The sequence below is a fragment of the Vibrio sp. FF266 genome (assembly GCF_041439695.1).
GTDB lineage: Bacteria > Pseudomonadota > Gammaproteobacteria > Enterobacterales > Vibrionaceae > Vibrio > Vibrio tasmaniensis_A.
Genome location: NZ_JBGOOO010000015.1, coordinates 69,352 through 83,658 on the forward strand (window position 1 = coordinate 69,352; position 14,307 = coordinate 83,658).

Consider the following 14,307-nt stretch of genomic DNA (forward strand, 5'->3'; position numbering starts at 1 on the left):
CGTTAGCTCACTGCAACTCTGCCAATCAGTTCAAGTTTTCTAACTAGCTATAATTCCTCATAATTTAGTTTACAGACCAGTAGAGTGCCAGTGCTATCCATAAAATCGCTCAGTAATGGTTAATTTTGATAGAGGGATCAAGAACTCGCACTTTGACAATAGGTAATGGCGCCGAAATTACCGTACTATTGCCCATCAATAAGATAGCAACCGTGTATAAGAGGCTTCATTGTTATTAGATCTGGTGATTAAAAGCGTCAATCAGTTTCAAGACGATTGCTTGAAACTTTGTGAGCGTCATTACCCTACCGTACACAATCAAGGGATCAGTGAACATCACATAGGCAAAGCGTTTGCGAGACGAATGGAGCACACTTTCGTTAGCTTCAATCATGCAAGCAACGTAAGCCCACTAGAAATGCTCTCTTCTGGTGAAACGCCACGACACTTCCGAATCTCTTCTGAAATTGGTACCGTTTGGATGATTAGCCACCATATGGTGAGCGCAGGAAAGACTTGTCGTAAAAAGTTGATGCTGGACATTCATAACTGGCAGCAAGAGTACGGATTTGCCATTCAACCCAATGACCTATTGATTATTGTCTCCGACCATTGGATAAGTCGAAGCAAAAACAGTGGTGAACTCTTGCATTGGTGGATGGGGGAACTCCCAGACCAGATTAGCGACTACAGCCTACAAGGTATCACGCTAAGAGAGAGTGATACTCAATTCGCAGATGATTTAAATAGTAACTTCAAAATCAGTCCGTGTTTTATCCGATTCGCTCACCCGCTAAAACGCTCTGGAAATCAACAACTAGTTCGTAAATACCTGCAACTTTATGCGGTAATACAATGGCAGTAAAATACAAGCCAATTTTCAATTTGATATATAATGTAAATAATTATACCTACACTATTATTTTATAAAATAACGCCTATATTCCACTCATTTATTATCCGGATTCTCCAGTTTACTAATTAATAACTTAACAACCTCAATATTAATTTTGAGAGACAGACATCATTTTTATGTAACCACAAAGATCTATTTATTTTATTATTTTGATACTCCCCCAGAATGCAAGCCTTTAACCATATTTATTTCAGGTGTATACGTGTTAAGGCTTTATATTGATAGGGTTGATATGATATAGGTTACTCAGACATCAAATTCACTGAACCTATTAAACAAGCTAAGCAATATATACCCTTAATACATAATGACCTTTATCATCCTGATTTTTCGCTGACTTTAATTATTTAGATGTTACCGTGACAAATTAATTTTTATTAATTGACAATTTATCAACACCTGTCAATATTATGACAACTGTGACGTATATTCTCGTCACTGAATAAACACCTTTTATTAGCGATTATGATTTTATCAGACAGAAGTGAATTTATTAGTTGTATATCTGTGGATGCCGATATGCAGTTTATTGCGAAATACCAAGACTTAACACTTACAAGTGTCTACCAACCTATATTTGATTCTTCTTTGACTCAGATAGGTGTAGAGGCTTTGGTTCGTATTTCCAATTGTAAAGGTGATGTCGTTCGCCCAGATCACTTCTTCCATTCAGACGAAACCTCATACACAGACAAAATCAACGTAGAGAGGCTGAGCCGAGCAATTCACATCCGTAACTTCGCACAATCGACGGTCCGTCACTTAAACCTTTTTTTGAACGTTCTTCCAAACGTTGGTGAGTTGTTTGCATCAGAAAAAGTAAAAGACACTCTGTTAGCTAAACGTCTTCACGAGCTTAACTTATCGTGCGAACAAATCGTCATGGAGTTGGTCGAACTTAATGTAGAAAGTGAAGAGCGTTTAAAAAACGCGGCCCACTCACTTGCAGATAATGGTTTTCAAATCGCGGTTGATGACTTTGGAGCACAGGCGTCAACAGAGCAACGTGTTCGTCATATCACTCCTCATATCATCAAAATCGATCGCTCTGTGATGTTGGATTTTGAAAACGGTGATACTCAAAAAATGGAGTTAGTAGTTAAGCTTGCCAATCAAATCAGTGCAAAGACGGTCATCGAAGGGATAGAAACCCAACAGCAACTGACTGCGATGCAAAGTTTAGGCTTCGATATGTATCAAGGCTATCACTTAGCCATGCCAAAGCCGATTGAGTTGGATATCCGCCTAGCAATCTAGAATCTAGCCCCTATTCTCTATTATACCGGAAGCCGCTTTACCATTGGCTAACCACTTTTGTAATACCTATCTTTTAAAACGATCCTTGTTAAGGCACGCATTGCTATCGCAACGTCCTCTTAGTTCGGACCTATCTTCGTCTTGTTTTATTAAATCATATCCGTAAAAAAGCCCAATCAAAATTGACTGGGCTGGCTTAAAAGAATCTGTTTTATATCAATCCCTAATAACCCGCAGTGGACGGTTTGATTCTATATAGAATGGCGAACATCACTGGTACTACTATTAGCGTTAGTACTGTAGCAAAGCCTAAGCCTGCCATGATGGTAATCGCCATCGAGCCGAAAAATGCATCGAATACCAAGGGAATCATGCCCAAGATAGTCGTTAGTGCTGCCATAGATACCGGTCGTACACGACTGATCGCGCTGTCGACAACCGCTAAATATGGGTCTTTGCCTGTTTGTAGCTCACTGTTGATCTGGTCAAGCAGTACGATACCGTTCTTCAAAATCATGCCACTTAAGCTCAGTAAGCCTAGGAAAGCCGTGAAACTGAATGGCATATTGGTACCTAACAGACCAATCGAAACACCAATGATAGAGAGTGGCACCGTAAACCAAATTACAAGTGGCTTACGAACCGAGTTGAACAGAAGCATAGTGATGATAAACATCAACAAATAACCCATTGGCAGTGAACCAAATAGAGATTCTTGTGCATCTTTTGAACTCTCGTACTCACCGCCCCAACTGATGCTGTAACCTTCTGGTAGAGCCAATGCTTCTACTTGTGGTTTTACGCGAGCAAACAAGCTAGCTGGTGTTTCATCACCCAATACATCGTGATCAGCCAGAACCGTTAACGTACGCTTTCTGTCACGACGTTGAATCAGTGGCTCAGACCATTGAAGCTCAACCCCATCGATCACTTGTTCTACAGGAATGTAGGTTTGCAGTGATGGGCTCCAGATCTTCACATTGTTCAGTGATTCAAAGTCAAAACGCTCTTCTTCAGGCAGGCGTGCCACGATAGGTAACATGTGCGTACCATCGCGCAGTAAACCGATGTTGTAGCCACCAAACGCCATCTGTAGTGTCTCAGACAGATCCGTCTTTGAAATGCCAAGGCGACGTGCCTTTGATTCGTTAAACAGTGGCACGAGCTCTTTGGTGCGTTCACGCCAGTCGTGACGCACATTTCGAGAACCAGGATCCGCCAACAAGATATCTTCTACCTCAACAGCTATGCTGCGAAGGATCTGCGGGTCTGCACCGCTAATGCGAGCTTCGATTTTTGACGCTGGCGACGGGCCAAACTCAATCAATTTAAATTGGAACGTAGGTTGTTCAAATTTATTGGCCAAGTCCTTGTCTAGCCCTTCTAGGACTTTAAACATGGTGTCTCGGTCAGTCGTTCGTACCTGCAGTTGACTGTACGCTTCGTAATTTTTCTCGGGTTGGTATGTCAGCGCAAAACGTTGCATGCCTTGGCCAACTGTTGTAGTTACAAACTCAACGTCATCTTGCTGGCGAATGTAGCTTTCAACTTTTTCTGTCTGCTTAATCGTTTCACGTACATCGGTACCTTCCGGCATCCACATATCGACGTAAAACATGGGCGTATTTGATGGCGGGAAGAACTGCTGCTTCACCATACCAAAACCAACCACAGAAACTGCTAATAGCGCGACCATACTTACTACGGTAAGCCACCTAAATCGAAGTGCTACTTTCAGACACGCGCCGAATACAACGAACAGAATACCTTTGTATGGGTCTTCGTTCTCATCGACCTTGTCTTCTTCTTTCAGCATCATTTCTGCAAGGAACGGAGTCAGCGTTAGCGCTGTAACCCAGCTCAAGAACAATGAAAAACACAAAACCCAGAACAGTGAGCCCATGAATTCACCTGTCGCGTCTTTCGACAAACCGATTGGTGCAAAGGCCGTGATAGCAATAATGGTCGCACCCAATAGTGGCCATTGTGTTTGTGTCACGATGTCTTTCGCTGCTTGAAGCTTGGTTTTGCCTTTCTTCAAGCCAACCAAAATACCTTCAACGACAACAATCGCATTATCCACCAGCATACCGAGAGCGATGATAAGTGCACCCAGTGAGATACGGTGCAGTTCGACATCGTTGTAATCCATCAGGATGAAGGTTCCAAATACCGTCAATAGAAGCACTAGACCGATGATCAAACCACTGCGTAAACCCATTGCAAAAAGCAGTACGATGATAACAATAGCAACGGCTTCTACTAGGCTGATTAAAAAGTCAGCCACTGATTTGTCTACTTCTTGCGCTTGGTTGTAGAAGTAGTTCAGCTCTACACCGGCAGGCTTAATGCTTTCTAAACGATCCAGTTCGGCATCTAACGCGTTACCAATTTCGACGACGTTTACGCCTGAAGAGAACGCAATACCTAGGTTGATCGCTGGTTTGCCATTGTAAGTTAATACGTTACCTGGCTTTTCTTGGATACCGCGAGTCACGTCAGCGACATCTTTCAAGCGAATGAGGTTGCCCGTATCACGACCATGAATGATCAGGTTTTCTAACTCTTCAACCGTGCTCAAAGTGCCGTTAGGCTTGATCGTTAGGCTTTGACCATTCAGCATCACCTCTCCAGCCGAAACCACACTGTTTTGTTGTGATAGCAGTGAAGTAACCATCGACATATCTAGATTCAGCGCGGCTAAACGCTCAAGTGACATCTCAACAAACAATTGCTCTTGTTGGTCACCCGCAATACTCACTTTGCCAACACCGTCAACCAATTCGATTTCACGCGTTAGGTAATCTGCGTACTGTTTTAGCTCGACATAATCGTAACCATCACCGGTCAGCATGATCATCACACCAAATACGTCACCAAAATCATCAATAATCTGAACTGAATTAACACCAATGGGCAGTGTTGGCTGTAGATCGTTGATTTTACGACGCATTTCATCCCAAATTTGGGGCAACTCGTCTGGACCGTAGTCCATCTTCATGCTGACCATAATTTGAGACATACCATTCGACGACGTTGAAGTGATCTTGTCGATATAAGGCAGTTGTCGTATCTCTTTTTCAAGTGGATACGTTAACTCTTCTTCAACTTCCATAGACGTAGCGCCAGGGTAAGTTGAAATAATCATTGCATCTTTAATGGTAAAAGCTGGGTCTTCTAAACGGGATAGGTTGCCAAAAGACGACACACCGCCAATGGCCAAAATGACTAGAAACAGCCAGCTGATTACTTTGTTTTTAATTGAATATTCTGCGATGTTCATTCTGCTTTTCCTGACAATTCGATTCCGTCACGGAGTTTTCTTAGATTCGAGTTTACGAGTCGATCACCTTGCTCAACACCATGAGCGATTAATGCGCCTTGGCCACTGATTTTGTCGACTTCTACTTCGCTTTTGAATGCTTGTCCGTCTTCCATTTTCCACACATAGAACTGATTAGCTTCAGAGCCCGCTTCTAGCGTTGTCATTGGTAACTGGTAACCTTGAACATCACTCAGACCCGCTTTCGCCATATCCACATTGACCGTAACGCTCGTGCCCGGCAGAATTTCACTTTCAGGCTGCTGCATCTGCATCCAAAACTCGTAGGTACGTGATTGTGGGTGCAATTCGCTAGTGTGCTCTAGATACGTCAGAGGATATTCCCCCGAGTGACCTCCAAAAGTTGCTTGTGGGCGGTAACTGCTCGAACGCATGTCTGGGCTGATCGACGCCAAAATAGAATCTGACACTTGAATTCGCACATACACCTTATCGTTCTGGTACACACTCAGGAGTGTTTCTCCAGGAGTCGTGTTTTCGAATCGTTGCTTATCGACGGTTGAAACTGTTCCTGAGAATGGCGCTAAAAGCTCTGTGTAACTTAACTTGCGTTTTGCTGCCGCCAAATTCGCCGATGCTAGTTTGTAGTTAGCCGTCAGTTGGTCGTGTTCTGATTGCGATAACATCTTGCTGCCAAACATCTCCGTACCACGGGCCAACTGTTTGCTCGCCAGTTTGAATTGAGATTTAGCATCAGTTAGATCTTGAAGGTACGTTGCGTTATCTAAGGTGGCTAATAACTGCCCTTTTTCGACTTTGTCACCGGCTTCCACCAATACTTGTTGAATTTCGCCTGCAAGCTTAAATGCCAACGGTGTAAGTTCTGCAGGCATCACCTGTCCATTAAAACTTCTGAACTGATCAGTCAGCGGCGCGCCAACGTCAAAGGTAGAAACCAATAAAGGCGGTTGTTCACGGTGTACAGCTTCATTGTTACAGGCTTGAAGTAACAAAACCGACGCGACAACAACTGATAATTTTAAAAGGTTCATTAAATACCCCCCTCACGAAGCCAAGCTTTTACCTGCTGTCCGTCAGATAACACATCCACACCGGCTTCAACGATAAGATCACCAGAAGAAAGACCTTCTATAACTTTACCTTGCTCATCAAGCAGGACTTGTACTTTAGAAATCGATCGAGAGTCTGGGTTATAGCGCCATAGCTCGCCATGGTCAGCTTGTTTGGTTAGCCAAGCTGAATCAACAATGCCAATACCGTAGTCTGACTTACTCTTCTGAACTTCAACTTGCGCTGTCATTCCAGAAAGTAGATTGATGCCTACCGGCTTGTCGATAGATACAACCGCTTGGTAGCTGTTGGTGTCTTCATCTGGTTGTGTAGAGATCTCTTTAAAACGCGTTGGGATACGAATACCGCGGTGGCTATCCATTACAACCCACATGTTTTAGCTCGTTAGGTCTTGAATAGAACGGTCTTCAAGCTTAGATACCGGAATAGAGAACGTCACATCCATTTCACTGTGATTCAAAATATTAAGAACTGGCTGCTTTTCAGCAATTAACTGATATTGCTTACCAAACACCATCGATACCACGCCATCGAATGGAGCAACTAATGTGGTGTAACCAAGGTTTGTTTTTGCTTGTTCCAACTCAACGTCAGCGGCAGTAAAGGTGTTGACGGCTTGATCGTAGTAATCGGTACTGGCTAACTTTTTCGAATACAGCTCAGAAGCTTGCTTGTATTGGCTGTTCGCCAAGTCAAATTTAGCTTGAGCTGCATCAACGGCAATACGGTAATCCGTCGCGTCTAATACGGCTAGCACCTGACCTTTCTTAACTTCTTGTCCCATACGAACATCGAAAGCTTCGATATCGCCACCCACTTGAAATGAAAGCGCAGCACGGTCGGTTGCATCCACTTTTGCGATAAAACTATCAAGCTCGATATCTGCCTGCAGAGGAATCTCAAATAACTTTACAGGCTTGATTACCTGCTCATTTCCCTCTGACTGAACTTTGTTACATCCAGTTAGAGAGCCTGCGAGCAATAGTGCGGCAATAACCGCGCCCGTACGCTTGGTCGGTATCGCTTTGATAGACAAATTGGATTGCATGATGCTTCTCCATTTAATTATTATGATTTATTACACAGGTGGGCAGTATATTTATTATTAAAGAATTCTCAAGCTTTACTTTCCACCTGTGCAGTATTTTTTATTTCAAGGAAAACAGTGTAGAATGTGGTAATCAGGTAAATGTAGAAATGAAGATGACTGAAAAGAAACAAGGCAGAAGAAGCGCGAAAGACGCTGAAGAGACGAGATTTTTGATCATGGGTGTAGCTGCGGATATGTTCTGTGAGCATGGTTATGACAGTGTTTCTCTTCGTAACATCAGTGAGAAAGCAGGCGTATCTCATAGCCTTATTCGCCACCATTTTGGTAGCAAAGAGAAAATCTGGCATGCTATAAGTGATTGTTTACATGATTATTTTCAGTCATACATTGCTAAAATCGTAGAAGAATTACCAAAAGGCGTCGCGCCAAACATTACTATCTATTTATTCAGTATGCGCCTCTTTAGCAACATGATTCACTCACGCAAACCGATGCAACTTATCACCGACTCTGTTCGCCAAAAAGACAACTTGGTCGATTACTTTATCGACAATGTTGGTGATATCGAAAAACAAATCAATATGTTGGCAGATGAATATAATGATGCGAATCCAGATAATTTGATCAACATTTACGAAATTAAATGGCAAATGATCATGTATGCGCACGGAGCGGTATGTCTTACTCCTTTCATGGAAAGCACATGGAATGAAGGCGCCATGCAATCGACCCCTGAAGAAGCATTGTTAAATCATTGGCAATTGTTCAACAAGCAAATGATCAGTACGTTCAATATCAGTGATGAATGGGTATTGAATACAAGTTCGATTGAAGAGCTTATTTATGAAGTCCCTTGTGTGTGGAAATGTGAACATTAGCAAAACAAACACTAAAATCGCGGCTTCAAGTTTCATGCTTAGTGCTTAGTGCTTAGTGCTTAGTGCTTAGTGCTTAAAATGAAAACGAAAACGAAAATGCCCCGCTACTGATAACAGTAGCGGGGCATTTTTATGTCTGAGTGAGTCTGCTTATGTTTTAAACGATTCAACCAGTAGCAGGTTTAGCGACGTGCTTTACCGCGGTTTTGGTGAATCTTAAGCTTCGCTTTCATCTTACGTTTTTCTGATGAACGACTTTTACTGCGACCACCTCGATCGGGGGCTAGATCTTTTTCTAGGCTTGGTTCAAAGCCCTCTAACCACTCTTGAGGCAAGCGCGTATCCAGCAATCGTTCAATATCACCCAGTAGGTAAGCTTCATCCTGGCTCATCAAAGAGATCGCTAAACCACTGTTGCCAGCACGGCCAGTACGACCAATACGGTGAACGTAGTCTTCCGCTTTAAATGGCATATCGTAATTCACAACTTGTTCTAGCTGCTGGATATCAATACCTCGAGCTGCCACGTCGGTTGCAATTAACGCACGTACTTTGCCTGACTTGAAATCGTCTAATGCTTTTTGGCGCGCACCTTGGCTCTTATCACCATTGATTGATGCCGCTTTAATGCCATCTAGCTTAAGCTCTTTAACTAGAGCATCGGTACCCTGCTTAGTCTTAGTAAACACCAACACTTGTTGCCAGTTCTTTGAGCCAATCAAATAAGCCAATAATTCACTCTTGCGCGATTTATCAACGGGATAAACCATCTGGGTAACGGTGTCAGCGGTACTGTTTTTTGGCGTCACTTGAATTTCGCTTGGCGACTGCATCATTCGATGTGCCAGAGCTTTAATTTTGTTATCAAACGTTGCAGAGAAGAACAGAGTCTGTCGCACCTCATTCATACGAGAAAGAATGCGTTTGATATCAGGCATGAAACCCATGTCTAGCATGCGGTCTGCTTCATCCAGTACCAACACTTCAGTGTGGCTCAACATGATGTTCTTAGTGAACATATGGTCGATAAGACGGCCCGGAGTCGCGACAAGAATATCAGCTCCCCCGCGTAGGTTTTCAGTTTGAACCTTCATACTAACGCCGCCGTAAGCCACCACGACTTTGATGTCGGTGCCCTTTGCGTAGCTGGTTACGTTATCGAAAACCTGTTGCGCTAGTTCACGTGTTGGTACCAACACAAGCGCACGAACTAGCTTCGGGTTTGGAATAACGTTGTCTTTTGTCTCGATTAATCTTTGGATAATTGGTAAACCAAATGCGGCCGTTTTACCTGTACCCGTTTGAGCACCAGCCAATACATCTTTGCCTTCTAATACCAATGGAATCGCTTGCTCTTGAACACTGGTAGGAGCCGTAAAGTTAAGCTCTGATAGCGTAGCAAGAAGATGCTCAGATAATCCTAGTTGGTTAAAAGATTTTGTAGATTCAGACATAGTATGATGCTCAAAGATTAAATAGGCGCGGATTGTAGCAAACCTGCATTACGCTGTTTACCTTTCCTTTTGATTTTTCTTCATTTGAAGCGAATTAAACTGCTTCGCTTCTTCTAAAACACTAGGATAAAGCTCATAAAAGTGACACTGCAACGTGTTGTAGTGATACTCTAGGTCGTGATAGCAAGATTTAAGCATCCCAAGCTTTGGCCGTCTCAAAGCCATGCGTTGCAATACCACCTCAATGGAAGACATGTCTTGATAACTTAGCAACCAACGTTGTTCTGCCATTTTCTGGTGAACAGTAATGAAGTGCTCAGGCCAATGAGGCTCTTGGTGTTCAAAGATCTGTTGATGGCTGTCTACGCAAAAGCGCTCAAGTGATTGCGTTGAGAACTGAGCCCAATGATTGGCTAAGCAGTGATCCCAAAATACATCGAGTGCGATAGGTGCAAAGCGTCGTGTTTGGTGTGAGAAAAGCGATTTTGCAGAACGAGACACATCATGAAGATCAGTATAGCTATCAACGAATCGATGAAGTCTTATTCCGTCTGAAAGTGAGTTTGAATAGTATTTACTAGGGTCGCCTTTAACGAAGTCACCTAACAGATTACCCGCTAAGTTACTTTTACAATGCTTGGCGATGTGGAGGTGTGCGAGAAAGTTCATTGAACCTCATTAAAGTATCGAGAACTAAGTAACATGGTAAACGTACTCGTTTATCTTCGCGAACTTTAATGAGGATAATTTTGTTATGACGTGTGAGCTAATGAGATTTGCTCAGTTTAAGAATTGTTTAATTTGAGAACGTTGAACTACAGAAACCTTTAGCTCAGTAAAACCTAATTAAAGATTTTAAAAACTTAGTTCGAAGACTTGAAAAGCTCTTCTGCTAATTGTTTAACCGTCTGTTCATAGTCAGATAAATCGATACCAATTTCCATAGCATCTAACAACTCTAGACTTTCGTCATTATAAGATTGGTCACTCATAGTGCCCCCTCTATTCCTTGGTGTGGACATGTTGTCCGATTAACTAGTGCACCATCTTGGACTTATATTATGTCACTTTGATGAACGCACTCTACTCTACCCATTCCATATTTATAGCTTGAAGCTACTCGCGATCATTAGCGCTTGTTTACGCTAAAGGGGCATACGCGAACGACATATGTACTGCCACCTTACACCAATTACAACAAATTACCCTATAAATTTTGAAGCAAATCACACTCAAACGTTTGCTTAAGCATTTTTAATTCCTTACGCACCAATCGCTGTACATATTTATATACAGTGGATATTTTTAATTACATTAAACATTGCATTTGGAATTAAACTCAATCAAGATACTTGAAAATCGAGATATTCTTTGGGTTTATTCTCTTAGACCAGAAGAAATACAACGAAAACCCACCCTAACGTAAAGAATTATATACAATGAATAAATCAAAGGTTTTTGGTAGTACTTTGATCATTGCAGGCACAACCATTGGTGCCGGCATGCTCGCTCTTCCACTCGCATCTGCAGGAATTGGCTTTTCAACCTCACTATTTCTAATGCTTGGCTTATGGGCTCTAATGGCCTTCACCGCATTATTAATGGTAGAGCTTCATCAATTCGCTGAATCGGACGCAACTCTACACACGTTAGCTCACACGATTTTGGGAACGAAAGGAAAGTGGATCGCAAGCTTCGCCGTGATGTTTCTTTTCTACGCTTTGTGTGCCGCATACATTGCAGGTGGCGGAGCGCAGTTTAACCAACGTATCTCGGATATTGCAGGCATTGAACTCAATGGCCAAGTCACTACACTCCTATTTACACTGTTAGTTGCGGGAGTTGTTACGATTGGTACACACAGTGTTGATAAAGTTAACCGCGTTTTATTCGGACTTAAACTGATTGCGATGGTACTGGTACTCAGCTTCCTAGCACCAAACATCAGCTCTCAATACCTAATGAGCATGCCTTTTCAGCAAGGCCTGATTGTTGCTGCGATACCGGTTGTGTTTACCTCTTTTGGTTTCCACGGCAGCATCCCTTCAATTGTTCGATACCTGGATGGTGACGTTCGCTCTTTACGTAAGGTCATGATTATTGGCTCTGCACTGCCTTTGGTCATCTATGTTTTCTGGCAGAGTGTTACGTTGGGTGTGGTTAGCCAAGAGCAATTATTGTCTGATACTAGCTTGGGTGCGCTTCTAGTCTCACTATCGCAAACTGTTCATCAATCCAACCTGAGCGTGATCGTCGGTGTGTTCGCGGACCTTGCACTTCTTACTTCTTTTATTGGCGTAAGCTTGGGCTTATTTGAATTCATGGGTGATTCTCTAAGCAAGAAACTAGGCAATGCCAAACGCGTTAAAACGGCCGCTATCACTTTTTTACCACCATTAGGTTTTGCCTTGTTCTACCCACAAGGTTTTATCATGGCTTTGGGTTACGCTGCCATTGCACTTTCAGTGCTCGCAATTCTGCTGCCGACAGTGATGGTATACAAAGTTCGTTACACAGATTTATTAGTAAAACCTCACGCTACAGAATCAACTTACCAAGTGTTAGGTGGAAGCAAAGCGCTGTTTTTAGCGGGTAGCGTTGGCGTGTTTATCATTGCAATTCAAATCCTTATTTCAGTAGGGTTATTACCATCATTAGGCTAATAAACCCATCGAGAGTAAAAATACTTGATTGATGTCTCATGAACGATATGTTGCTATCATGAATTTTCATAATTAATCGATCGGAATCACATTTTTATTGAGGTCGGTTATTTAGAGTCCACGGTAAAGGATTTACCGTGGAGTTTTTATGAAAGAAGTACAATTTAGAACGATAGACAAACTGTTTATTAAAATGTCGATTAACGACAAGTTTTGGGTCATTTTCTTGATCTTTTTCGCCGCTGTAGCAAGCCTCGCTGGCTTCAACTATGTCAACAAGGTAGAACAAATTGACGCAAGTGCAAAACAGCAGGTTGAGTTTCAATTGCAAGGCATTTTATCAGCGTCAGATTCCCCAGCTTCGGTTCGTTCTGTTAGCCAACAAACACGCCTTCAAGAAACCACTATTTCAAACACGGGTTCGGTGACTGCTACGGCACTGGCACAAGATGGCAACTACTACTCTCTTACCGTTTCAACTACTGATACACAGAACCAAAAGCAGCAAGCTCTGTACACATTATTACTCAGTCTTTTATGGTGTTTGCCTTTTGGTCTTTTCTGTTACTGGGTTGCAACCTTCCTAGGAGGCGCACTTTGGGTTCTTTACTCAACCACTCAAAAGATTGGTGATGGTGATTTAACATCTCGCCTTGGCTTCCATCCAGGCCGAGATGAGTTTGGTACGATTGGTTGCGCCCTTGACCGTTCAATGGATACGCTAAGTGAACTAGTCAATAACGTAAACCAAAACGCAGCGACACTGAGTGAAACGTCAGCTTCTTTCGAAAAAGAGATGAAGCGCAGTGAAACACAGATTATGAGCCAGAATTCATCTCTAGACTCTGTTGCAACTGCAATGGACCAAATGACGGCATCAGCGAATGAAGTATCTAATATCTCTGCGCGCTCTACAGAGCAAGCAGAGCAAGATGCTCAACAAATCAATGATAGCCATGCTATGGTTCAGCAAGCAATCTCAGAGATAACCACCCTTTCTTCTTTGATTGAGCAAACCTCGTCTTCTGTTACGAGCTTGAATGTAAATACAAGCCAAATCAACGAAGTCATCACCACGATCAACGCAATTTCAGAGCAAACCAACTTACTTGCGCTAAATGCCGCGATTGAAGCAGCTCGTGCGGGTGAACAAGGTCGTGGTTTCGCCGTTGTTGCTGATGAAGTGAGAACGCTTGCTAGCAGAACTCAATCCGCTACAGTTGAGATCCAAACGATGATTGAACGCTTACAGCAAGAGAGTCAAAATATTGCTAAGATCACGGTGCAAACGGTTGATCAAGCGCAAACCAGTAGCCAACTCATTTCACATATCGGTGATGACGTAAACTCGATTGCAGATTCCGCACAAGCGCTAATGGACATGAGTCTGCAAATAGCAACGTCAGCTGATGAACAAAGCAACGTAGCGAATACCATCGCTGCTGAGCTTAACGATATACGAGGCCAATCAGACGTAATCAAAGATGTCGCTCAAAACTCTTCAAAGGGCGTATCTAAGCTGACTGAAGCATCGGTTTCTCTGTCTCAAACTTTGGCAAGATACCGCACTTAGATTTGAGTGATCATTTAGGCTGACCAAGTTAAATTCAGCGAAACTAAAAAGGACTCATCATGAGTCCTTTTTTATCGACGCCCGTTTATAGCAGCGTCCGTTAATAGCAACTTTCACTAATAACAACTTCCGTTAATAAC

Annotated in this window: 10 protein-coding genes and 1 pseudogene; 5 read left to right on the forward strand and 6 right to left on the reverse strand. The window is 42.7% G+C overall.

Annotated features, from left to right (window positions below; all coding sequences use genetic code 11):
* Nucleotides 1-229 precede the first annotated feature (229 nt).
* Complete coding sequence (locus tag ACED59_RS13155; RefSeq protein WP_009845296.1) at nucleotides 230-865, forward strand: hypothetical protein; 636 nt, start codon at nucleotides 230-232, stop codon at nucleotides 863-865.
* 570 nt (nucleotides 866-1,435) lie between these two features.
* A complete protein-coding gene (locus tag ACED59_RS13160) occupies nucleotides 1,436-2,173 on the forward strand; it encodes an EAL domain-containing protein (RefSeq protein ID WP_050546544.1) in 738 nt (245 codons plus the stop codon).
* Between the two features lie 223 nt (nucleotides 2,174-2,396).
* On the opposite strand, the gene ACED59_RS13165 is transcribed toward ACED59_RS13160, so the two are convergent.
* The 3 genes and pseudogenes from ACED59_RS13165 to ACED59_RS13175 all read right to left on the reverse strand — a co-directional run bounded on the left by ACED59_RS13165 (nucleotide 2,397) and on the right by ACED59_RS13175 (nucleotide 7,596).
* Nucleotides 2,397-5,456 (reverse strand): efflux RND transporter permease subunit, encoded by a 3,060-nt coding sequence (locus tag ACED59_RS13165; RefSeq protein WP_017097947.1) that lies wholly within the window; start codon nucleotides 5,454-5,456, stop codon nucleotides 2,397-2,399.
* Nucleotides 5,453-6,508, reverse strand: a complete 1,056-nt coding sequence (locus ACED59_RS13170) for an efflux RND transporter periplasmic adaptor subunit (RefSeq protein WP_017097948.1) — start codon at nucleotides 6,506-6,508, stop codon at nucleotides 5,453-5,455. Before ACED59_RS13170 ends, ACED59_RS13165 begins: the two co-directional genes overlap by 4 nt.
* Nucleotides 6,508-7,596: pseudogene (locus ACED59_RS13175) on the reverse strand (efflux RND transporter periplasmic adaptor subunit). Before ACED59_RS13175 ends, ACED59_RS13170 begins: the two are co-directional and overlap by 1 nt.
* 149 nt (nucleotides 7,597-7,745) lie before the next feature.
* Here ACED59_RS13175 and ACED59_RS13180 point away from each other — a divergent pair.
* Nucleotides 7,746-8,477 (forward strand): TetR/AcrR family transcriptional regulator, encoded by a 732-nt coding sequence (locus tag ACED59_RS13180; protein ID WP_017097950.1) that lies wholly within the window; start codon nucleotides 7,746-7,748, stop codon nucleotides 8,475-8,477.
* A 182-nt stretch (nucleotides 8,478-8,659) separates the two neighbouring features.
* On the opposite strand, the gene ACED59_RS13185 is transcribed toward ACED59_RS13180, so the two are convergent.
* From ACED59_RS13185 to ACED59_RS13195, 3 genes are all read right to left on the reverse strand, one after another.
* Nucleotides 8,660-9,931 carry a DEAD/DEAH box helicase gene (locus tag ACED59_RS13185; protein ID WP_012600681.1) on the reverse strand — a complete coding sequence of 424 codons (1,272 nt, stop codon included), beginning with the start codon at nucleotides 9,929-9,931 and terminating at the stop codon, nucleotides 8,660-8,662.
* Between the two features lie 57 nt (nucleotides 9,932-9,988).
* Nucleotides 9,989-10,600 carry an ACP phosphodiesterase gene (locus tag ACED59_RS13190; protein WP_017097951.1) on the reverse strand — a complete coding sequence of 204 codons (612 nt, stop codon included), beginning with the start codon at nucleotides 10,598-10,600 and terminating at the stop codon, nucleotides 9,989-9,991.
* Between the two features lie 194 nt (nucleotides 10,601-10,794).
* A complete protein-coding gene (locus ACED59_RS13195; protein ID WP_017059831.1) occupies nucleotides 10,795-10,923 on the reverse strand; it encodes a hypothetical protein in 129 nt (42 codons plus the stop codon).
* 447 nt (nucleotides 10,924-11,370) lie between these two features.
* On the opposite strand from ACED59_RS13195, the gene ACED59_RS13200 reads away from it, so the two are divergent.
* Nucleotides 11,371-12,594, forward strand: coding sequence for an aromatic amino acid transport family protein (locus ACED59_RS13200; RefSeq protein WP_017097952.1), 1,224 nt, complete (start codon nucleotides 11,371-11,373; stop codon nucleotides 12,592-12,594).
* A gap of 148 nt (nucleotides 12,595-12,742) precedes the next feature.
* Nucleotides 12,743-14,167, forward strand: coding sequence for a methyl-accepting chemotaxis protein (locus ACED59_RS13205; protein ID WP_017097953.1), 1,425 nt, complete (start codon nucleotides 12,743-12,745; stop codon nucleotides 14,165-14,167).
* The last annotated feature ends 140 nt before the right edge of the window (nucleotides 14,168-14,307 follow it).

Excerpts from the sequence above, each read along its gene's own strand:
- ACED59_RS13205 (WP_017097953.1), top strand. The coding sequence starts at position 12,743 with ATGAAAGAAGTACAATTTAGAACGATAGACAAACTGTTTATTAAAATG.
- ACED59_RS13190 (WP_017097951.1), bottom strand. The coding sequence starts at position 10,600 with ATGAACTTTCTCGCACACCTCCACATCGCCAAGCATTGTAAAAGTAAC.
- ACED59_RS13195 (WP_017059831.1), bottom strand. The coding sequence starts at position 10,923 with ATGAGTGACCAATCTTATAATGACGAAAGTCTAGAGTTGTTAGATGCT.
- ACED59_RS13170 (WP_017097948.1), bottom strand. The coding sequence starts at position 6,508 with ATGAACCTTTTAAAATTATCAGTTGTTGTCGCGTCGGTTTTGTTACTT.
- ACED59_RS13165 (WP_017097947.1), bottom strand. The coding sequence starts at position 5,456 with ATGAACATCGCAGAATATTCAATTAAAAACAAAGTAATCAGCTGGCTG.
- ACED59_RS13185 (WP_012600681.1), bottom strand. The coding sequence starts at position 9,931 with ATGTCTGAATCTACAAAATCTTTTAACCAACTAGGATTATCTGAGCAT.
- ACED59_RS13180 (WP_017097950.1), top strand. The coding sequence starts at position 7,746 with ATGAAGATGACTGAAAAGAAACAAGGCAGAAGAAGCGCGAAAGACGCT.
- ACED59_RS13200 (WP_017097952.1), top strand. The coding sequence starts at position 11,371 with ATGAATAAATCAAAGGTTTTTGGTAGTACTTTGATCATTGCAGGCACA.
- ACED59_RS13160 (WP_050546544.1), top strand. The coding sequence starts at position 1,436 with ATGCAGTTTATTGCGAAATACCAAGACTTAACACTTACAAGTGTCTAC.